The sequence below is a fragment of the Bacillus pumilus genome, from assembly GCF_038738535.1.
GTDB lineage: Bacteria > Bacillota > Bacilli > Bacillales > Bacillaceae > Bacillus.
Genome location: NZ_CP046128.1, coordinates 2,800,373 through 2,821,386, shown reverse-complemented (window position 1 = coordinate 2,821,386; position 21,014 = coordinate 2,800,373). Strand labels below are relative to the sequence as shown.

24 protein-coding genes and 1 pseudogene are annotated in these 21,014 nt (G+C 42.7%); 18 read left to right on the top strand and 7 right to left on the bottom strand.

Annotated elements, in window-relative coordinates:
• Positions 1-32 precede the first annotated feature (32 nt).
• Positions 33-977 (bottom strand): M23 family metallopeptidase, encoded by a 945-nt coding sequence (locus tag GKC25_RS14465; protein ID WP_226509505.1) that lies wholly within the window; start codon positions 975-977, stop codon positions 33-35.
• Positions 978-1,304: 327 nt separating this feature from the next.
• Here GKC25_RS14465 and lipA point away from each other — a divergent pair, with 327 nt between their 5' ends.
• On the top strand, positions 1,305-2,201 hold the full coding sequence (lipA, locus tag GKC25_RS14460; protein WP_034660686.1) for a lipoyl synthase: 897 nt from the start codon (positions 1,305-1,307) through the stop codon (positions 2,199-2,201).
• Between the two features lie 39 nt (positions 2,202-2,240).
• Here lipA and GKC25_RS14455 read toward each other — a convergent pair whose 3' ends face one another.
• Entirely contained in the window at positions 2,241-2,876 is a 636-nt protein-coding gene (locus GKC25_RS14455) for a YhcN/YlaJ family sporulation lipoprotein (RefSeq protein ID WP_034659879.1), read from the bottom strand.
• Positions 2,877-2,996: 120 nt separating this feature from the next.
• On the opposite strand from GKC25_RS14455, the gene GKC25_RS14450 reads away from it, so the two are divergent.
• Genes GKC25_RS14450 through GKC25_RS14440 form a run of 3 tightly spaced genes read left to right on the top strand, consistent with a single transcriptional unit; the run spans position 2,997 to position 4,518 of the window.
• A complete protein-coding gene (locus tag GKC25_RS14450) occupies positions 2,997-3,272 on the top strand; it encodes a YutD family protein (RefSeq protein WP_003213192.1) in 276 nt (91 codons plus the stop codon).
• A 19-nt stretch (positions 3,273-3,291) separates the two neighbouring features.
• Positions 3,292-3,726: a DUF86 domain-containing protein gene (locus GKC25_RS14445; RefSeq protein WP_034659878.1), complete on the top strand. Its 435-nt coding sequence runs from the start codon at positions 3,292-3,294 to the stop codon at positions 3,724-3,726.
• A gap of 18 nt (positions 3,727-3,744) precedes the next feature.
• Entirely contained in the window at positions 3,745-4,518 is a 774-nt protein-coding gene (locus tag GKC25_RS14440) for a TIGR01457 family HAD-type hydrolase (protein ID WP_095285818.1), read from the top strand.
• Between the two features lie 42 nt (positions 4,519-4,560).
• On the opposite strand, the gene GKC25_RS14435 is transcribed toward GKC25_RS14440, so the two are convergent.
• Entirely contained in the window at positions 4,561-5,061 is a 501-nt protein-coding gene (locus GKC25_RS14435; protein ID WP_034659876.1) for a phosphatidylglycerophosphatase A family protein, read from the bottom strand.
• Between the two features lie 114 nt (positions 5,062-5,175).
• Here GKC25_RS14435 and yutH point away from each other — a divergent pair, with 114 nt between their 5' ends.
• From yutH to GKC25_RS14405, 6 genes are all read left to right on the top strand, one after another.
• Positions 5,176-6,204, top strand: a complete 1,029-nt coding sequence (gene yutH / locus GKC25_RS14430) for a spore coat putative kinase YutH (protein ID WP_034659875.1) — start codon at positions 5,176-5,178, stop codon at positions 6,202-6,204.
• Positions 6,205-6,289: 85 nt separating this feature from the next.
• The gene (locus GKC25_RS14425; RefSeq protein ID WP_187704129.1) at positions 6,290-7,273 is read left to right on the top strand and encodes a 2-hydroxyacid dehydrogenase; all 984 of its coding nucleotides are present in this window, start codon (positions 6,290-6,292) and stop codon (positions 7,271-7,273) included.
• 208 nt (positions 7,274-7,481) lie between these two features.
• Positions 7,482-8,783 carry a homoserine dehydrogenase gene (locus GKC25_RS14420; protein WP_034659873.1) on the top strand — a complete coding sequence of 434 codons (1,302 nt, stop codon included), beginning with the start codon at positions 7,482-7,484 and terminating at the stop codon, positions 8,781-8,783.
• Entirely contained in the window at positions 8,783-9,844 is a 1,062-nt protein-coding gene (gene thrC, locus GKC25_RS14415) for a threonine synthase (protein ID WP_024423361.1), read from the top strand. The genes GKC25_RS14420 and thrC overlap by 1 nt, the downstream gene beginning before the upstream one ends.
• Entirely contained in the window at positions 9,841-10,773 is a 933-nt protein-coding gene (thrB, locus tag GKC25_RS14410) for a homoserine kinase (protein WP_034659872.1), read from the top strand. Before thrC ends, thrB begins: the two co-directional genes overlap by 4 nt.
• 103 nt (positions 10,774-10,876) lie before the next feature.
• Entirely contained in the window at positions 10,877-12,847 is a 1,971-nt protein-coding gene (locus GKC25_RS14405) for a S9 family peptidase (protein ID WP_187704128.1), read from the top strand.
• A gap of 49 nt (positions 12,848-12,896) precedes the next feature.
• Here GKC25_RS14405 and GKC25_RS14400 read toward each other — a convergent pair.
• Positions 12,897-13,196: pseudogene (locus GKC25_RS14400) on the bottom strand (NifU family protein).
• 121 nt (positions 13,197-13,317) lie between these two features.
• Between GKC25_RS14400 and GKC25_RS14395 the strand changes: the two are divergent.
• Together GKC25_RS14395 and GKC25_RS14390 are read left to right on the top strand one after the other, a co-directional pair.
• A complete protein-coding gene (locus GKC25_RS14395) occupies positions 13,318-13,647 on the top strand; it encodes a YuzD family protein (RefSeq protein WP_034659870.1) in 330 nt (109 codons plus the stop codon).
• 100 nt (positions 13,648-13,747) lie between these two features.
• Positions 13,748-13,978 (top strand): hypothetical protein, encoded by a 231-nt coding sequence (locus GKC25_RS14390; protein WP_034659869.1) that lies wholly within the window; start codon positions 13,748-13,750, stop codon positions 13,976-13,978.
• Positions 13,979-14,029: 51 nt separating this feature from the next.
• Here the strand turns inward: GKC25_RS14390 and GKC25_RS14385 are convergent, their stop codons facing one another.
• Entirely contained in the window at positions 14,030-15,097 is a 1,068-nt protein-coding gene (locus GKC25_RS14385) for an NAD(P)/FAD-dependent oxidoreductase (RefSeq protein WP_034659868.1), read from the bottom strand.
• A 255-nt stretch (positions 15,098-15,352) separates the two neighbouring features.
• On the opposite strand from GKC25_RS14385, the gene GKC25_RS14380 reads away from it, so the two are divergent.
• The 3 genes from GKC25_RS14380 (at position 15,353) to erpA (ending at position 17,150) form a co-directional block, all read left to right on the top strand.
• The gene (locus tag GKC25_RS14380) at positions 15,353-15,589 is read left to right on the top strand and encodes a YuzB family protein (protein ID WP_003213414.1); all 237 of its coding nucleotides are present in this window, start codon (positions 15,353-15,355) and stop codon (positions 15,587-15,589) included.
• A gap of 270 nt (positions 15,590-15,859) precedes the next feature.
• Positions 15,860-16,714, top strand: a complete 855-nt coding sequence (gene dapF / locus GKC25_RS14375; protein WP_187704127.1) for a diaminopimelate epimerase — start codon at positions 15,860-15,862, stop codon at positions 16,712-16,714.
• Between the two features lie 73 nt (positions 16,715-16,787).
• Positions 16,788-17,150 (top strand): iron-sulfur cluster insertion protein ErpA, encoded by a 363-nt coding sequence (erpA, locus tag GKC25_RS14370; protein ID WP_012011138.1) that lies wholly within the window; start codon positions 16,788-16,790, stop codon positions 17,148-17,150.
• 121 nt (positions 17,151-17,271) lie between these two features.
• Here the strand turns inward: erpA and GKC25_RS14365 are convergent, their stop codons facing one another.
• Positions 17,272-17,676, bottom strand: coding sequence for a hypothetical protein (locus tag GKC25_RS14365; protein WP_187704126.1), 405 nt, complete (start codon positions 17,674-17,676; stop codon positions 17,272-17,274).
• A gap of 203 nt (positions 17,677-17,879) precedes the next feature.
• Here GKC25_RS14365 and GKC25_RS14360 point away from each other — a divergent pair, with 203 nt between their 5' ends.
• Positions 17,880-18,086, top strand: a complete 207-nt coding sequence (locus tag GKC25_RS14360; RefSeq protein ID WP_012011136.1) for a hypothetical protein — start codon at positions 17,880-17,882, stop codon at positions 18,084-18,086.
• Between the two features lie 47 nt (positions 18,087-18,133).
• Here the strand turns inward: GKC25_RS14360 and yumC are convergent, their stop codons facing one another.
• On the bottom strand, positions 18,134-19,132 hold the full coding sequence (gene yumC / locus GKC25_RS14355; protein ID WP_034659862.1) for a ferredoxin--NADP reductase 2: 999 nt from the start codon (positions 19,130-19,132) through the stop codon (positions 18,134-18,136).
• A 391-nt stretch (positions 19,133-19,523) separates the two neighbouring features.
• Between yumC and GKC25_RS14350 the strand changes: the two genes are divergently transcribed.
• Positions 19,524-20,741, top strand: coding sequence for an NAD(P)/FAD-dependent oxidoreductase (locus GKC25_RS14350; protein ID WP_161937191.1), 1,218 nt, complete (start codon positions 19,524-19,526; stop codon positions 20,739-20,741).
• Between the two features lie 137 nt (positions 20,742-20,878).
• On the top strand, positions 20,879-21,004 hold the full coding sequence (locus tag GKC25_RS14345) for a YuiA family protein (RefSeq protein WP_159049984.1): 126 nt from the start codon (positions 20,879-20,881) through the stop codon (positions 21,002-21,004).
• The last annotated feature ends 10 nt before the right edge of the window (positions 21,005-21,014 follow it).

The window sequence follows — 21,014 nt, the reverse complement described above, 5'->3', positions numbered from 1 at the left end:
AAAACAGCCCAAGGAATGATTGGGCTGTTTTTTTATTTGCGTTTCCGCTCAGCTCTTTCCCACGCCCTTAAATGAGGGTATGGATCAAATGACCATTCAGTTCTGCCGTTGTCTTTATACATGCCATAGTGAAGATGCGGCGGAAATTTTCCTGCTGTGCCTGGGGGGCCATAACCGGAGCTTCCGACAGATCCAATGACCTGTCCGGGTTCAACAATTTGACCTGTTTTGAGTCCTTTTGCAAAGCCATTTAAATGAGCGAAGTAATGATAATGATTATGAATGTCTCGAATACCAATCCGCCAGCCGCCAAAGCGGTTCCAGCCTTTCATTTCAATCACGCCATACGATGTCGCACGAACGGGAAGTCCATAATGGGCAAATAAATCCGTGCCCTCATGAATTCTTCTGCCGCCAAACCCTCTCGCATCTCCCCATGTACTCCGGTAGCTGTAGTCAGCTCCGACCGGAAGAGGGAAGGCATGCTTTCCGAGGTCAAGATGGCCGTAGTGCTGAAATAGCTTCATAAAAGATGAAATAATTCCAACGGTTTGATCTCGTCCATAATAGTCCCATAAAGCAATTTTTAATTGATCAATGCTGCTGCCGTAGTGAAGCAAGTATTGAGCAAACGTGAATAATACATCCTCATCGTCATCGCTGTTCGCTTTTCCATCCCCGTTTCCATCAAGTCCAATTCCATCAAACACTTTAATGCTTAAAGGAGAGGTATCCTGCTGATTCGGGTTTTCAGGGCCGATCCACATTTCCCGGGGAATGTAGATACCAATGATGCCTTTTTGTTTCGGTAAATCTCTTCTGCTTTTTCGAATATTGTGCTCATACTGATCAACCGCAGCAAGTACATACCATGGAACCTGTGTCGTGATGGCGACTTTTTCGTATAGTGCCATTCGCTGCTTCAGTACATCTGGCTGCTTGCCTTCCCCTTGTGCATGAACAGGTAAAGGGAGCATTGAAAGAGCGATCATGATGGCTAAAACCACTTTCACAAACGTCCATCTCCTTTCATCAAGCATCGTCTTCTACCGTTTAGTGTGGTTAGATCACCCTATTTCATAAGAAGAAAATGTTAGTAATTTTCTTCTGATTTTTTTAGGAGGCTTTTGGGTATTTTTGCAGCTCATTCCCTTGTTGTTCAATCTGTACTATGTTAAAGTGTCTAAAGAAAAGGCTTTAGGCCGAAGATTCAATTTTTTGCAGCTTCTTAGCTGCATCCATCGTATATAGCAGGAAGATTTTTGTAGATGCACCTTTAACGAATTCATATGGAGATGATGGAATTGGCAAAGAAGGAAGAGCACGTAAGAAAACCGGACTGGCTTAAAATTAAGCTGAATACGAATGAAAACTATACCGGTTTGAAAAAAATGATGCGGGAAAACAACCTGAATACCGTTTGTGAGGAAGCAAAATGTCCGAATATTCATGAATGCTGGGCGGTGAGAAGAACCGCTACATTTATGATCCTTGGATCTGTTTGTACGCGCGCATGCCGTTTCTGTGCGGTAAAAACTGGACTCCCAACTGAGCTTGACCTGCAAGAGCCAGAACGCGTGGCAGATTCAGTGGCTTTGATGAACTTAAAGCATGCTGTCATAACAGCGGTTGCAAGGGATGACCAAAAGGATGGCGGAGCAGGTGTGTTTGCTGAAACCGTTCGTGCAATTAGAAGAAAAAGCCCATTTACGACAATTGAAGTTCTCCCTTCAGACATGGGCGGCAATTACGATAATTTGAAGACGTTAATGGACACACGTCCTGACATTTTAAATCACAATATTGAAACAGTTCGCAGATTAACGCCAAGGGTTCGTGCGCGTGCTACATATGATCGTTCATTAGAATTCTTGCGCCGCGCAAAAGAAATGCAGCCCGACATTCCAACGAAATCAAGCATTATGATTGGACTAGGTGAAACGAAGGAAGAAATCATTGAAGTCATGGATGATCTTCTTGCGAGCAACGTGGATATTATGGCGATTGGTCAGTATTTACAACCTTCGAAAAAGCATTTGAAAGTTCAAAAATACTACCATCCGGATGAGTTTGCAGAGCTGAAGGAAATTGCGATGTCAAAAGGCTTTAGCCATTGTGAAGCTGGGCCGCTTGTGCGCTCTTCCTACCATGCAGATGAACAAGTAAACGAAGCGTCTAAAAAGCGTCAGGCGCAAGCATAACAAAGAAAACGCCAGAGCTCTCTGGCGTTTTTTCTCATATTAATTTTGGCCGTAAGGGGCGTTTCTTCTCATGGTACGGTCGGAATTCGTCATACCATTTGCATCTTCTTTCGTAGAAATATCTCCACCTTGAGGGGAATATTTCATTTGTTGAATCGTTTTGGTTAAAATTTGATCAAAATCACGTGAATTGGTTTGAAGACGTGAAAAATTGGCAATGGATTGAAAGTGCTCTGGATTATCAGAGACGTATACATGATAATAACGAGGGAGTACAGAAACCGCCGTTTTCTTTACTTGATCGGCAGATTCATCCCGGTTTTTGTTTCCTGTTCGATATACAATCAGTGCATCCTCATCTGTCACAAGTGTGGCTGCATCTTTGATGTTTGGGAGCTGCACAGTTAAACTTGTAATGACGTGGGCAAGATGCTCGCGATTTAAAGCAGGTGTTCTTTCTTTCTGATCCGTTACTTGCTGGCGCTGATAACGAACATATCCTGCTCTGTTTGTGTCTGCTTCTGGCATGTTGGAATTATTTCCTTCATGACGATCCGATAGACGGATGGTTTTACTTGAAGAATCTTCATCCACTTGCCGGTTCATACCTGATTGAAAGCCGCACCCGCCTAAAAGCATGCTGAGGAGAATCGCGGCTGTCAGTTGTTTCTTCATAAATGTGACCTCCTTTTTTCTTTAGCTTCGGCTAAAACGGAAAAAACATGCTTTAGCAATTGATGGAGTTCTTCCAATGAATTATCATTAAAGATGGATCGTTTAAAAAGAGGTGAGAAGATGATCGTCATTCAGAATGCTACTTTTGATCTTGTAAGAGATATTAAAGACGGTTTTGATGAAGAAGCGTTTAAAGCAAGGTACTCAGATATTTTAAATAAGTATGATTATATTGTGGGGGACTGGGGCTACAATCAGCTGAGACTGAAGGGGTTCTTTGATGACCAAAACCAAAAGGCCACATTTGATACAAAAATCAGCACACTCGATGAATACATTTATGAATACTGTAATTTTGGCTGTGCCTATTTTGTCTTAAAACGAATCAGAAAATAACGCAAAGGGGAGCGTCATGATGTATTTCGTAGACAGAAAAAAAATTGAAGAGACATTGCGTTTTTTCGAGGAGCAATATGAGTTGATGCGCAGTCATCAAACATGGACAAGTCCACTAGAGAAAAAAGCGCTGGAACGAATTGTTCATTTGCTTGTCGAATGTATTCTTGATACGGGAAATGATATGATTGATGGCTTTATTATGCGTGATCCAGGAAGCTATGATGACATCATGGATATTCTTGTTGATGAAAAGGTTGTACCCGAAGAGGAAGGCAGTCAGCTGAAAAAGCTTGTCTCGTGCCGCAAAACACTTGTGCAGCAATACCAGGAAGTGGTTCATCACGACTTGCTGCAGGTGATCAGCGAGGTTGAGCATGCGCTAGAGGTTTTCCCAAGCCGCATCCGTACCTACTTGGAGCAGGAGCTTGGCCCAGTATCAGCGTTTAAATAATCCATTGGAGTTGTGAGCATCATGAAATACAAAGGCTACTTAATTGATTTAGACGGAACAATGTATAAAGGAACAGAAAAGATCGAAGAAGCAGGTCAATTTGTTCAAAAGTTAAATGAGCTAAACATTCCTTACTTGTTTGTCACGAATAACTCGTCACGCACGCCGAAGCAGGTAGCAGAAAAGCTTGTTTCATTCGATATTCCAGCAACTGAAGAACAAGTCTTTACAACAAGTATGGCGACAGCCAATTATATTGCCGAGCAAAAGAAAGACGCGTCTGTTTACGTCATCGGTGAAGAAGGAATCAAGCAGGCCATTGAAGAAAAAGGGCTAATGTTCGGTCAGGAAGACGCTGATTTCGTTGTTGTTGGAATTGACCGAGACATTACATATGAAAAATTCGCAGTAGGTGCGATTGCCATCCGTCAAGGCGCACAATTTGTCTCAACAAATGGAGACATCGCCATACCAACAGAAAGAGGGCTTCTGCCAGGGAACGGCTCATTAACATCTGTGCTGACCGTCACCACTACGGTCCAGCCAACGTTTATCGGGAAGCCAGAATCCATCATCATGGAACAAGCGATGAGGGTGCTCGGGACCGATCTGTCTGAGACGCTTATGGTGGGTGATAACTATGATACGGATATTATGGCAGGGATGAATGCAGGAATGGACACATTACTCGTTCATACAGGCGTGACAACAAAAGAACTGCTTCAGAAGTATGACAAACAGCCAACCTATGTCATTGATTCATTAACCGAGTGGATTGAGCGATTATCATAAAAAAAAGAGGACAAGCGTTACGCGCGCGTCCTCTTTTTTGCTTTATTCCGCATTTCTCGTACTATGTGCAAGCCTGCTTGATGCTGCAGCAGCAATGGCGCCGACAATGTCATCTAAAAAGGTGTGGCACTCGCCTGTGGATTTATCATTGAGTTTCCCGAGAATCCCTGGTTTTTCTTTATCGATATATCCGTAATTCGTAAAGCCGATCGAACCATAAATATTGACGATAGCAAAGGATAGAATTTCATCAACACCATACAGGCTTTCGTCTGTTTCTAAAATGGACTGAAGCGGCTCGGTTAGCTTTTTTTGCTCGGCTAGTACGTCTAGTTCGACGCCTGTTAATATCGCATTTTGGACTTCTCGTTTTGCGATGACACGCTCCACATTGTGGATGCATTCTGACATGTCTAAGCCAGGATGATATTTTTCCTGTAAAAAGTAGACAAGGTCTGCTATATCTTGAATGGATACGCCTCGTTCTTGTAAACGGCGTCTTGCTGTTTTTTCTACTTCGTTCATCTCATGATGATGCGGCATATATTCCTCACCCAATCCTCGTAATTTGGTCCACAACGTGTAAAAAGCTTCGGATAGTAAATAGTATTCATAAATCCCTCAACCTGCGACTACGATATGATAAGAGACGATCATATGAACGCAGGTGAAAACATGAAAGAAACCATTTATCACACATTTGGTATTGATGTGCGTCAATTTATGCCATATGGCAGTTATCAGAGCTTTCAAACGTCGGAGGCTCTCTTTATCATTGTTCCTGTGTCTCATTTGCGAGAAGAAGAACTCACAGAGCTGTATCATATCAGTCAGTATTTACTGAATGCCGGAGACCCATACGTCGCTGTGTTTGAATTAACAAATGAAGAGAAGCCCACCTTTACTCATGGAAAGGAGCTGTATGCTTTATTAAAGGCAGCACCGCCGATCTCAAGCAGATCGTTTCAGCAGGCATCAGAGCTGGCGGCCTTTCATGTCAGGGGAAGAGGATTTCCATATGAGGTATCTGAAACAAAACGTGTGGGAGCCTGGAAGGAATTGTGGGCAAAACGGTTAGATCAGCTTGAAGGCTTTTGGATGCAGCAAATGCACCAAAAACCACTGGAACGATTTGAAAAAAAATTCATCGAATCCTTTCCGTATTATCTTGGATTAACGGAAAACGCCATTCAATATTTAGTGGATACTGAGCTGGATGATGAACCGAGGGAATGTGACTCGGGCACTGTCTGCCACCAGCGTTTTTCGCGGAGGACTTGGCCGCATGAGCAGCCGCTTCGTTTACCTGTAGATTGGGTCTTTGATCATCCAACCCGAGATATTGCCGAATACTTAAGAGAAACCTTTGTGCAGCATAAGGAAGATTTAATTGAAGAAGGCTTCTCCTTTCTTCATCAATATGAGCAGGTGACACCTCTTTCTTCCTTTTCTAAGCGTTTGTTATACAGCCGCTTGTTGTTCCCGCTTCATTATTTTGAAATTGTGGAAGGCTACTACATGTCAGGAGAAAATGAAAAATCATATTATGAAGAGCGGTTAGATTACGTCCTAAATGATGCCAATCGCTATGAATACTTTCTGAAGGTCTTTCAAGAAATGAGTGCCATGCGAAGCGGCGAGAGCCCGATACCGGCAGTTGGCTGGATCACAGGTCCACGGATTTGAAGTTTCAGTGAACAGATGAAACGTCTCTTTTCTCTTGAGGCGTTTTTCGTTATGCTTAAAGAAATCAATCAAAGGAGTGTTCTTCTTGCCGAAACCTTATGTCTATATCACAAGAAAGCTGGATGAAGCATCACTTACACCATTAAAAGAAGTCGCTCATATTGAGATGTGGCCGAGCGAGGATGAGCCATGTCCAAGAGAAGAATTAGAAAAACAAGCAGCTCAAGCGGATGCGCTTCTCACCATGCTGTCAGATCAAGTAGATGAAGCCCTTTTATCAAAAACTCCAAATGTTAAGGTGATCGCAAACCTTGCTGTTGGCTATGACAATATTGATCTTGAGGCCGCTGAAAAGCGCAATATCACTATTTGTCATACACCGGATGTATTAACAGAATCCACGGCTGATTTAGCCTTTGCCCTTCTGATGGCGTCAGCTAGACGGATTGTCGAGGCGAGTGATTGGATTAAGGAAGGAAATTGGACAGGCTGGGGGCCTCTTCTTCTTGCCGGCGCTGATATTCATCACAAAACCCTTGGAATTGTTGGCATGGGCAGCATCGGAACAGCGCTTGCCAAGCGGGCAGCAGGCTTTGACATGAAGGTGCTGTACCATAACCGGTCAAGAAAGCCAGAGGCAGAAGCGCAGCTCGGCGTGACTTATGCGCCATTTGAGGAACTGCTTACGCAGTCTGATTTCATCGTCTGTCTGACCCCTTTAACCCCGGAAACAAAAGACATGTTTAATGAAAAAGCATTTGATCTGATGAAGAACTCAGCCTATTTTATTAATGTATCAAGAGGACAGACTGTGGATGAGGATGCTTTATATGAGGCGGTCACGACAGGAAAAATTGCCGGAGCCGGTCTGGATGTATTTAGACAGGAGCCTGTCAGCCCGTCTCATCCGTTAACAACATTATCTAACGTCACGGTTCTCCCTCATATTGGAAGTGCAAGTGTCGAAACGAGAAAAACGATGATGCGTTTGTGTGCTGAAAATATTGCGCTTATCTTACAAGGTCAGCAAGCCAAAACGCCGGTTCGTTCATCATATAAGGCTCCCTGAGTTTCGGGAGCTTTTCTGACAAAAATATTTTGAAAATATAGAATCTTGATATAAATAGCTGTTAAGCGGTTTCATTCTGACAATCTCTTATTTTATTACCTTGTCAAAATGAGGATACCCCTTTATAATGTGTGTACATTGAATGTCTGTGTTAGGTTAACAAATGTCTTTTTAGAGAGGACATTGACGGAGAAAGGTGGAATTTCAGGTGAAGGCAATTCGAGTTGGACTATTAGGATTAGGAACAGTGGGGAGCGGTGTCGTCAAGATTATCCAAGATCACCAGGATAAATTAATGCACCAGATCGGCTGTCCGGTATTAATACAAAAAGTGCTTGTGAGCAATCCCGATAAAAAGAGAGATGTGGATGTGGCAAGAGAGGTCTTCACAACTGAAGTATACGATGTGATTAGAGATCCAGAGGTCGACGTCATTATTGAAGTGATGGGCGGCATTGAAGAGACAAAACAATATTTAATAGATGCGTTAAATGAGAAGAAGCATGTCATTACAGCCAATAAAGATTTAATGGCGCTTTACGGAACAGAGCTTTTACATGTTGCGAAAGAAAATGGCTGTGATCTTTATTATGAAGCAAGTGTCGCCGGAGGAATTCCGATTCTGCGTACGCTGGAGGAAGGATTGGCCTCTGACCGAATTACGAAGATGATGGGGATTGTGAACGGTACAACGAATTTTATTTTAACGAAAATGAACGTCGATAAAAGCGCATATGAAGATGTCTTAAAAGAAGCGCAGGATCTTGGCTTTGCAGAAGCAGACCCGACAGCTGATGTAGAAGGACTTGATGCAGCAAGGAAAATGGCGATTCTTGCAAGACTCGGTTTTTCCATGAATGTGGAATTAGAGGATGTGAAGGTCAGAGGCATCTCTGACGTTTCTGATGAAGACATTAATTTCAGTAAACGATTTGGCTACACAATGAAGCTGATCGGAATTGCCCAGCGGGACGGAGAGAAAGTGGAAGTCAGTGTCCAGCCAACCTTACTCCCTGATCACCATCCGCTATCATCGGTCAACAATGAATTCAATGCGGTGTATGTCTATGGAAGTGCTGTAGGAGAAACGATGTTTTACGGCCCTGGAGCAGGAAGTCTCCCAACGGCAACAGCTGTTGTATCAGACTTAGTCGCAGTGATGAAAAACATGCGCCTTGGCGTGAACGGAAGCGGATTTATCGCACCGCAGTTTGAGAAAAAGATCAAATCGCCATCGGAAGTATTTGCTCAGCAATTCTTAAGAATTCATGTCAGAGATCAAGTCGGGGCATTCTCCCGCATTACATCTATTTTTTCTGAAAGAGGCATCAGCTTTGAAAAGATCCTTCAGCTTCCTGTGAAAGGGCATGATGAGCTGGCTGAAATTGTGATTATTACACACCGGACCTCAGAAGAAGATTTCTCAAATATCCTGCAAAAATTAAACGATCTCGACGTGGTGGTTCAAGTGAAGAGCACGTACCGAGTAGAAGGGAACGGTTTAAGCTGATGAAGTGGAATGGACTTATTGAGGAATTCCAAGAATTCTTACCAGTAAACGAATCAACACCAAAACTAACATTAAATGAAGGGAATACACCGCTGATCCACCTTGCCAAACTTTCGGAAAAGCTGGGGATTGAGCTTCATGTGAAAACAGAAGGCGTCAATCCAACAGGCTCTTTCAAGGATCGTGGAATGGTCATGGCTGTTGCAAAGGCAAAAGAAGAAGGCAATGATACGATCATGTGTGCTTCGACAGGGAATACCTCTGCGGCGGCAGCGGCTTATGCAGCCCGTGCTGATATGAAATGTATCGTCATCATTCCAGACGGGAAAATTGCCTTCGGGAAGCTTGCACAGGCTGTGATGTACGGAGCAGAGATCATTGCGATTGACGGCAACTTTGATGATGCGCTGAAAATCGTCCGCAGCATCTGTGAAAAAGCGCCGATTGCTCTCGTTAACTCTGTCAATCCGTACCGAATTGAAGGACAAAAAACTGCGGCATTTGAAATCTGTGAGCAGCTAGGCTCGGCCCCGGACGTACTGGCGATTCCTGTTGGAAATGCAGGGAACATCACCGCCTACTGGAAAGGCTTCAAGGAATACCATGAGAAAAAAGGAACTGGACTGCCAGTCATGCGCGGCTTTGAAGCAGAAGGTGCAGCAGCAATCGTACGAAATGAAGTGATTGAACAGCCAGAAACAGTGGCAACTGCCATCCGTATCGGAAATCCAGCGAGCTGGAAGCAAGCTGTGGCAGCCGCAGATGAATCAAACGGAAAGATTGATGAAGTGACTGACGAGGAAATTCTTCATGCATATCAATTGATTGCACGTGAAGAAGGCGTGTTTGCAGAACCGGGCTCTTGTGCGTCTATCGCAGGTGTGCTAAAGCAGGTGAAATCCGGAGAAATCAAGCCAGGCAGTAAAGTTGTTGCGGTATTAACAGGCAACGGATTGAAAGATCCGAATACGGCAATTGATATTTCACAAATCAAGCCGGTCACACTCGATGCAGATGAAGATCAAATTCTTGAACACTTAGAAAAGGCCGCGCGCGTATGAGTAAAGCCTCCATGCTTTTTACAATCACAGTACCGGGAAGCACTGCCAATTTAGGACCAGGCTTTGATTCAGTTGGAATGGCGCTCAGCCGCTATTTAAAGCTATCGGTCTATGACCATGATAGCTGGCTGTTTGAAGCAGAAACAGATGTCGTGTCCGGGATTCCATCAGGCACCGACAACCTAATTTATCAAACAGCCAAAAAGGTCGCAGATCACTTTGGAAAAACACTCCCGCCTGTTTATGTCAAAGTGTGGAGTGATATTCCATTGGCACGGGGGCTGGGAAGCAGTGCTGCTGCAATTGTGGCAGCCATTGAGCTGGCCAATCAGCTTCTCGAATTAAATATGACAGATGATCAAAAGCTCTTTTTTGCAAGTGAGGTAGAAGGTCATCCAGATAATGCGGGTGCTTCTTTATTCGGCGGTTTACTGATTGGTCTTCATGAAGAAGACAAGACACATGCCGTCAAAGTGCAGCATGTGGATATAGATGTTGTCGTCGTGATTCCTTTTTATGAAGTGCTGACAAAGGATGCCCGTGATGTCCTGCCAGAGGATCTTTCCTATAAACATGCTGTCAGTGCGAGTGCTGTGAGCAACGTGCTTGTAGCGGCATTAATGACGCAGAACTGGCCGCTTGTTGGAGAAATGATGAATAAGGATTTATTTCATCAGCCTTACCGCACAATGCTCGTCCCAGAGCTGTCGAAGGTAGAGCATGTCGCTTCGCTAAAAGGAGCGTATGGAACGGCATTAAGCGGTGCTGGACCGACGATCTTAACCTTAGTTGAAAAAGGGAAGGGAGAAGCGCTGAAAAAGCAGCTTGCCCAAAACTTCCCGCATTGCGAAGTAGATTTGCTGACGGTACCGGTAGAAGGTGTTGTCGTGGAGCATGATCCTGTCAATCAAGTAAAGAACGTGCTGTAAAAATGCACGTTCTTTTTTTTATCCTTGTTTTTATAGGATGAAGCAGGGATTATTATTTAGAGGATCGAACTATTTTTTATGCGTAAAAGGGGGAGATACATTCATGAAGAAATTGATGACGGCAGAAGATTTAACGAAGATTGTTTCTGTTTCTCATCCGGTTTATTCACCAGATGGAAAAAAGGCGGTTTTTACAAAAGTCACGGTGAATGAGAAAAAAGATGATTACAACATCCATTTATGGGTTCGAGATGAAGAGACAGAGGAGCTGTCACAATGGACATTTGAGGATGGAAAGCATCATCAGCCAGTGTGGTCAAAAGACAGCAGGCAGCTTGCTTTTATTTTGCAAAAGCCAAAGGAAGTTCCTCAGCTGGCACTGATTCAGAGTCAGGGAGGCGGTGTGCGCACCTTAACGGCGATTCCATACGGGGTATCTCATCCTGTCTTTTCACCAGATGGAGCTTTCATTTATGCGGCTGTGTCACTGAAACAATCAGAATCTGTTCATGATGAAAAAAAGGAAGAGCGAGATGATTTCGCTCCTGCGGTATATGATGATTTGACCTATAAAGCTGATGGCAGAGGTTATTTAGATGGGCGTTTCACGCAGATCATTCAAGTGGATACCCACTCAGGAGAGGTAGAGGCTGTCACGAGCGGGCATCATCATCATGTGAGTCACACGGTCTCTCCGTGCGGGAAATGGCTTGCCTATATTCAATCAAATCCTCAGATACCTTACATAAGTGACGTGTGCCTCCTGTCATTAGAGGACAGTACGACAAAGAAAATCACACAATCAGCTGGCGCTTATTCCACCGTGTCTTTTTCTCCAAATGGAGAGAGCCTCGTGTATATCGGACATGAGCGCGAATTTCAAAATGCTACCTTCCCAGCATTATGGCTGTATGATCTGAAGGTAGAAAAAGTAGTTCAGCTGTCAGAAATGCTTGATATGTATGTGGGCAACTGTATGGCAGGAGATAGCGTCATGGGCGAAGCCAATCAGCTTCCGCAGTGGACAAAGGATAGCCTGGGATTTTATGCGCTTGTTTCTGATCAAGGCAGTACAGGGATTTATTATTTCTCCGTTGAAGGCTTAGCCTATCCTGTTCGATTAGAGGAAGAACATATTACAAACTTCAGCCTTCATCCAGATGAATCCAAATTGCTGCTCAGCCGGCTTACGCACGTTTCACCAAGTGAGCTGTATGAGCTGACATTAGGGGAGGCGGATCTAAAGCAAATCACGTTCGAGCATGACACCTTTCTTAAGGAGCATGTCCTATCGGTACCAGAGCCATTTTCGTTTCAGTCAAAAGAAGGTGATGAGGTGCATGGCTGGTTTATGAAGCCTTCCCAAATGGAAGACGGGAAGAAATATCCGCTCATTTTAGAGATTCATGGTGGACCGCATGCGATGTATGGTTATACGTATTTTCATGAATTTCAAATGCTCGCTGCTGAAGGCTATGCCATCGTGTATATCAATCCTCATGGCAGTCATGGATACGGACAGATGTTTAGCGACCGTGTGAGAGGAAGCTATGGTGGCGTTGATTATAAGGATGTCATGCAGGCTGTTGATCATGTGCTCAAAGCCTATGATTTCCTTGATGAAACGAGGCTCGGAGTAACAGGCGGCAGCTATGGCGGTTTTATGACCAACTGGATTGTCGGGCAAACCGACCGCTTTCGCGCAGCCGTCACACAGCGGTCCATTTCAAACTGGATTAGCTTTTATGGCATTAGTGACATCGGTTATTACTTCACAAGATGGCAGATTGATGGGGATATTTATGATTCGGCCGATAAGCTATGGGATCGTTCGCCGCTAAAGTATGTGAAGCAGGTGAAGACGCCGCTTCTCATCTTGCACAGCGATGAAGACTATCGCTGCCCAGTTGATCAAGCAGAACAGCTTTTTGTAGCACTGAAGGAGCTTGGGAAAGACACAAGGCTCGTCAAATTCCCGAAGGCATCTCATGATTTATCCAGAAGCGGCCATCCGGGGCAGCGTATTCAAAGACTGACCTTTATGAAGGACTGGTTTAGAGAGAAGTTAAGTTAATAATGAAAAAAACGACCCGAATTCGGGTCGTTTTCATGTCATATATGAATTAGAAAACCTGTTCAACTTCTACAACGCCAGGCACTTCTTCTAATAATGCGCGTTCAATACCGGCTTTCAATGTAATGGTTGAACTTGGGCAGCTGCCGCATGCACCAAGAAGACGTAATTTCACAATGCCATCTTCAATGTCTACAAGCTCACAGTCTCCACCATCACGTAATAGAAATGGACGAAGTTTGTCCAGTACTTCCTGTACTTGGTCTTTCATTTCGACTTCAGTCATTAGATATAATCGCTCCTTTCACAACATATCACCATTATATTCATCTGGACGATAAAAATCTATTGATTGGTTTCAAAGTTTCCTTCTCATTATAGCACAATCTCATCTTGAAACAAAAAGTGATTTTGACTTTTTTCATACAGAAAATTCAGCTAAAATAAAGAAAGAATAGGGGGCTTGCCAAATGAATCAAACCGTTGATCTTTATGTATATGGAAGAGATGTACTGTGCGCTAGCTGCGTGAATCTGCCTTCTTCAAAAGACACATTTGAGTGGTTAGATGCAGCGTTAAAACGAAAATATCCGAATCAGCCGTTTCGCATCACATATATTGATATTGAGCACCCGCCAGAAAACGAACGCCAAAAAGAATTATCTGAACGAATTCTTGATGATGAATTCTTTTATCCGCTTGTCTTAGTGGAGAATCAAATTGTTGGAGAGGGCAATCCAAAATTAAAAGACATTTATCAAGAAATGGAGAAATACGGATACAAGGAGAGCAGTGAATAAACTGTTCTTTTTTTGAGAAAACAAACAGAACAAGCGTTCCTTTTTAGGTTGAAAAGGAACGCTTGTTCGATTATAATCAAATGAAAGGAGCGTGAGCATTATGAATTATTTACTGAAACAATCTCTTCATCAGCAATTACCAATTGAGATGATTTATATGAAGAAAAACGGAGAGTGCACGAAGCGTAAAATCATTGTCCACCGTCAAACAGACCAGCTTATCCAAGCGTATTGTTTATCGAAAAAGACGATGAGAACCTTTCGTAAAGACAGCATCCTTGCCCTTGCTCCGATCAAATTGACCCGTTCATCGGCACATGCCGTTTCATAGAAAAAAAGCTCCCTCGTCATGAAGGAGCTTTGAGAAAAAATTCACATGATGTTAGCCATTGTGATGCTTGTACATCCAAAGGAGTCCGGATTTTAGAAGTCTTGGTACACGGCCAATAAGTGGACGATCTGCTACTAAGCCAAAGCCGGCTTTTTTCCCTAAAGATCCTAAGACACCTTTTAGCTTAAACTGAGGATAAGCCTCAGGAAGCGGCTCGTTTTTCCAGCGTTTTTGCAGAGATTGGACAATTTGTTCTGCCTGCGCCTCGGCAAGCTGTGCACTTGGGGCATGCGGCAAGCTTGCGCAATCACCCACGACATAGACATGCTCATTTCCAGGGAGATTGTGATGAGGTGTTAATACGACGCGGCCTTGTGCGTCTTTTTCAACATCCATCTCCCGTACCACTTTGCTTGGCTGAATGCCTGCTGTCCATACGATGACCTCTGCTTCAATGGCGTCATCATGGTTGTAAACAACACTTTCTTCAACCTTCGTAATATTGGCACAGTTAATGATCTTTACGTCATTTTCTTCAAACCACTTTTGCACATATAAACTTAATCTTTTTGGGAAGCTTGATAGAATCAGCTCTCCTCGGTCAAAAAGAATAATGTTTAAATCAGCACGGCTTTCTCTTAATTCACTGGCTAGCTCTACCCCGCTAAGTCCAGCACCGACGATACCAACCGTTGCACCTGCACCCAAATTGTTTAATTTGTTATACGTATGTCTTGACTGATCAATGGTTTGAATACTGTATGTATGTTCTTTCGCACCAGGGACATTATGATACTTGTCCTCACAGCCGAGTCCAATCACCGTGTCGTCATAAGGAATGGGTTCACGGTCGCTGAATAAGATCTGTTTGTTTTCAATATCAATTTTTTCTACTTCCCCATATTGAATATCCAGCTTCGGATGCTCTGGAAAAGATACTCGGATGTGATGATCAGAGATTGTTCCAGCAGCGAGTGCATAATATTCTGTTTTTAAACAGTGGTAAGGATTTCGATCAACTAATGTGATAGTAACATCATCAGGTAATTGATTTGGCAATAAGCGGTGGAGAACCCGCATATTCCCGTAACCTCCGCCGATCAAGACTAAATTTTTCATGACGATTCTCCTTTTCCCCGTAGACATTGAAAAACACTTATACTAAAAAACTTTAAGTTAAAATACCAAATAAAATTATATCGAATTTACTGTGAAACCACAATAATTGTTTCAAAATAACCTACATATTCATTAGTTAGTCCTAAATAGTAAAACATTTTACGAGGAATAGGCGTAACGATACAGATGAAGCTCATGTTTTGACTAATAGAAGGAATTTCGGTAGGATGGTAAGGCAATGTGAGGTGAAGCAAAGTGTTCCCACTGATCGAATTTTGTGTAAGTAATCTTGCACAAGGGTCTCAAGAAGCAAAAGAGAAGCTTGATAAAGACCCAAACCTAGACGTTATGGAATACGGCTGTTTAAGCTATTGCGGCAAATGTATGGACTCCCCATTTGCACTCGTGAATGGAGAATTTGTTTCAGGAGAAAATGCAGAGCAGCTAGTCGAGCGTATTTATGCTTTTATAGAGGAAAATGAGATGTTTTAAATGCACCACATGGGTCATGAGGTGCATTTTTTTCACACTTTAAGCTTCCATTTTTAAGGAGAATAAATAGAAAGCGCATCCAATATGTTATGCTAATAAAATATCATCAAAATGAAGCATCACACGAGAGAAAAAGAGGCATATGCATAATAAAAGCCCTTTGCCATGGCAGCAAAGAGCTTCTATGTATGAAAAACGGGGGATGATAAGATTGTCTCCTGAATCGACTCCTTTTATACTATAAAGAAACAACATTTTTGGAGGAAGCTCATGACATCATTTCAATTCACGAAAATGCACGGATTAGGAAATAATTATATATACGTCAATCAGATGAAGGAACAGCTTCCAGAAGAGCAGCTATCAGAGATAGCGATCCGGGTTTCTTCTGTTTATACTGGAATCGGTTCAGACGGAATGATCCTTATTTGCCCATCAGATGTTGCACCTGTGAAAATGCGCATTTTCAACAATGATGGATCAGAGGGAAAAAACTGCGGCAACGGTCTGCGCTGCGTCGCAAAGTATGTGTATGAGCATCAAATCGTAACTGACACAACGTTCCAGATTGAGACATTGTCAGGACTTGTTGAAGCGACCGTTCATGTACAAGATGATTACGTTCATTTAGTGACAGTAGATATGGGAAAACCTCGTTTTGAAAAAGAAGCGATGCCGATGCTTGGTGAACCAGCCAGCACAACGATTAATGAAACGCTTGATTTTGGCACGACAACCTTAAATGGAACGGCTGTTTCAATGGGAAATCCGCACATCGTTTTTTATTTAGAGGACATTGAAAAGGCACCGCTTGATACAATTGGGCCAATCATCGAAAAGCATGACATGTTCCCAGAAGGCGTCAATGTAGAATTTGTAGAAGTGGTCAGTGAAACAGAACTGCATTTTCGTGTGTGGGAAAGAGGGTCTGGCATTACTCAAGCCTGCGGAACGGGAGCTTGCGCTGCGGCTGTATCCACGATTGTGAATGGACAGGCGAAAAAAGAAACGGACATGACGGTTCACTTAGCAGGCGGAGATCTCATCATTCGCTGGAAAGACAACGACCATGTGCTCATGACAGGGCCTGCTGAAACGATTTGTGACGGCACATTTTATCTGTAAACCATTTATTTGAGAAAAGGCACCATCACGTTTATAATTGAAAAGAAACATCCAGTCAAAAGGAGGGATGATCATGAGTACACCAGTAACCATTACAGAAGCTGCTGCACTGCAGATTAAAGATATGATGAAAGAACATGAAGAAGAAAATGCGTTCCTGCGAGTGGGCGTAAAAGGCGGCGGATGCAGCGGTCTTTCATACGGCATGGGCTTTGACCATGAAGTTTCAGAGAAAGACACGCAGTTCGAACAGCAAGGCATCCAGGTCCTTGTCGACTCCGAAAGCCTTGATATCATGAACGGCACCATCATTGATTTCAAACAATCACTAATGGGCGGCGGTTTCACCATCGACAATCCGAACGCCATTGCTTCATGCGGATGCGGTTCTTCTTTCAGAACAGCAACGAATACCGGTACGCCGGAAGAGTGTTAACAACTGATCATGGATTAAGATAAGCCTTCTTGTTCGTTTGTTTTTGTAAACAACACGATCGAGGAGGCTTTTTTGATGAGGAAAATCAACCAAAAAAAGACACTCATTCAGTGTCTCTTTCTCATATTGCTTCTTCTATTTTCAACAGTTCTTTATCCAGGCCATCCACCAACTCTTGGGTGCTAAACACTTTATTGCCATCTTCCACATGGACTTCAATCACAATTTTAATATTTGCGAGTTTTTCATGGTACATCACTTCAAAAGTGCCCATTTTTTTCGTTTCATTGTTTTTATTCATTTTTTGAACTTTGGAGAGTATCTGTTTGATTTCTTCATCACTCAAACCAGAATCTAAAATTGAAGTGGGCACATGCTTTAAAAAAGGTCCTAGTTGATCAACATCAATATTCAATCCTGCTGCGAACTGAGCATAATGTTTGTTATAGTCTTTTGCAAACAGTTCTACTGAGCCACTAATCATCAGTAATAAGCTCAAACTGATGATCAATAAACGCTTTAACATCTTTCTACCTATCCTTCATATGATCTTCTTTATTTCCTATATCGGTTGATCAGATGAAACCTTCATTGATGCCATTATCTCTTCAACAATTTATAAATCGCTCAATTTTGTTACAGCTTGCTCTCACAACTGGCTATTTCCACTGGAAAAGAGTATCATGAGAACCAAACATAAACTGTAGGTAGAAAAGAGGTTGCTGAGGTTTGAGTGAACAAATCAATTGCAGGAACTGTCATGAACTGATTCCGTATCGTTCCAAAACGTGTCCAGCTTGCGGGATTGAGAAGCCGCTTCCGAAAAAGGAACGTGTGAAGGATCGGGTGATTTTGGTTGTGGCAGGGATTGTTGTGGTGCTGCTTGCTGCAATGGTACTTGGAATGGCGAATGCCTATATTGGGGTTTTTAAATAAACGAAAAAGGAGTTCCGCTAGTGGGAACTCCTTTTTTTGATCCGCTTTTATTTGTTTTCAAATAAGCTTGTGGAATGAAGAGGCTGTACACGGGCTTTCGGGTCCATGTAGGCTTTCGCATTGTTGACAGCCGTTGGTGCTTCACCAAATCCGCTTGCAATCAATTTGACCTTTCCTTCATACGTACAGATGTCTCCTGCCGCATAGAAGCCTTCAATGTTTGTTTCCATTGTGGATTTCACGACGATCGAGTTCTTTTCGATTTCAAGACCCCATTGTTTAATTGGACCAAGGGAGGAAACAAAACCGAAGTTGACGATCACGTCGTCTACATCAAGCACTTGTTTTTTGTCGCCTTTGACTTCTTCGAGCACAATCTGTTCAATGCGGTCTTCACCAATGAGCTCAGTTGGCACAAATGGCGTCACTACATTGACTTTCGAATTGTGCAGGTTTTCTACACTGTGCTCATGGGCGCGGAATTTATCGCGGCGGTGAATAATGGATACTTCTTTTGCGATAGGTTCAAGCATTAGTGCCCAGTCTACTGCAGAGTCTCCGCCGCCAAGAACGGCCACACGTCTGCCAGCAAATTGGTTCAGATCATTAATGAAGTAATGCAGGTTGCTTCCTTCAAATGATTCTGCTGCACCTAGCTCAAGCTTTCTCGGTTGGAATGCACCGTTACCAGCTGTAATGATGATCGTTTTAGAATAATGAATCTCTTGATTTGTCACAAGTTTAAAGATACCATCTGCCTGCTTTTCAACTGTTTCAACTGCTTGCTCTAAGCAAATGGTTTGATCAAATTTATCCATTTGTTCCTTTAAGTTATCAACTAATTCTTGTGCGCGGATTTTTGGAAAACCAGCCACATCATAAATGTATTTTTCAGGGTAAAGAGCGGATAGTTGACCGCCGAGCTGAGGAAGGCTTTCAATGATTTTCACACTTGCCTGTCTCATGCCTCCGTAAAACGCAGTAAACAATCCAACTGGGCCGCCCCCGATAACGGTAATGTCATATACCTTAGAATCTTCTTGCATTCCTTTAATCCTCCCAAATGAAAATTGTTATCACTATATCATATCATACCACATATCGTCGTTTGACTTGTTTTGAAAAACTTGTCGTTTTTTGATGCCGAAGCTTTGAAAAAGAGGAAAAAGCGAGAAAGACCGTTTATCATAAGGATTTTCAGTTTAAAGCCTTGAAAATTGGAGCAGAACTCGCTATTATTGTTAAGGGAACTAAATATTAATTTTTTATGAATTTTTGTCGGATACGGTCAAATGCTTTCGTTTTATGTAGGTGAAAGTTCAGATTTTCACATACTTATTTTTTTGTTTAAATTTCATAAAATGCCGGAAAGCGGTTGAGAATAGCAATATGTAATTCTTTATCCGTTTTACAGCAAATTTAAAAAAGGTGGATGTGATTCCAGTGAATAAACCGAAAATCGTTGTATTAGGTGCAGGTTATGGCGGATTAATGACTGTAACAAGATTAACAAAACAGCTTGGCACAAATGATGCGGACATTACTCTTGTGAACAAGCATAATTATCATTACGAAACAACATGGTTACATGAAGCAAGTGCAGGTACACTTCATCATGACCGCTGTCGTTATCAAATCAAAGATGTGATTAACAGTTCCCGTGTCAACTTTGTACAAGCAACAGTTGAAAGCATTAATAAGGAAGCAAAGAAAGTTGTGACATCAGATGGCGAACTTTCTTACGACTACCTTGTTGTTGCACTTGGTGCTGTTCCTGAAACATTTGGTATTGCAGGACTGAAAGAATATGCATTCTCAATCTCTAATATCAACTCTGCTCGTCAGCTTCGTGAGCACATTGAGCTTCAATTTGCGACGTATAATACGGAAGCTGAAAAACGTCCAGAGCGCTTGACAATCGTTGTCGGCGGTGCAGGCTTCACAGGTATTGAGTTCCTAGGTGAGCTTGGAAACCGTGTGCCTGAGCTTTGCAAAGAGTATGATATTGATCAAAAAGACGTACGTATCATCTGTGTAGAAGCTGCACCAACAGCTCTTCCAGGATTCGATCCTGAATTGATCGACTATGCAATGAACTACCTTCAAGGTAAAGGTGTTGAGTTCAAAATTGGTACAGCGATCAAAGAATGTACGCCTGAAGGCATCATTGTTGGAAAAGACGATGATACAGAAGAAATCAAAGCTGAAACTGTTGTTTGGGCTGCTGGTGTACGCGGTAACCCAATCGTTGAAGAAGCTGGATTTGAAAACATGCGCGGCCGCGTAAAAGTGTCTCCAGATCTTCGTGTACCAGAAAATGATGATGTATTCATCATCGGTGACTGTTCATTGATCATCAATGAAGAAATCAACCGTCCATACCCACCAACTGCACAAATCGCGATGCAGCAAGGTGAAACAGTAGCGAAAAACCTTGCAGCACTAGTTAAAGGTGGTTCTCTTGAAAGCTTTAAGCCAGACATCAAAGGAACAGTTGCTTCTCTTGGTGAACACGACGCTGTAGGTGTTGCGTTTGGTAAAAAACTTCAAGGAACAAAAGCTTCTGCAATGAAGAAAATCATCGACAACCGTTCTTTATTCATGGTTGGCGGCCCAGGACTTGTTCTGAAAAAAGGAAAATTCAAGTTCTTCTAAACCTTAATAGACAAAAACGTGTATCCTCGTGATACACGTTTTTTTTATGACGTATGGCATATTTTCTTACTTGGTCATCGGCAGCAAAGTATGTTATGATGAATTATCAGAAAATTTAGATTAAGGGAGTGAGCAATATGAATGCACAAACAAAAGAAAAAAAATCCACCTGTCAATATTGTTCGGGGAAAGGGTATTTTCAGCTATTGCTCGGCGGATCTGAAACATGTGAGGAATGTAAAGGGACAGGAAAGAAGCTTTAATCCATCTGCT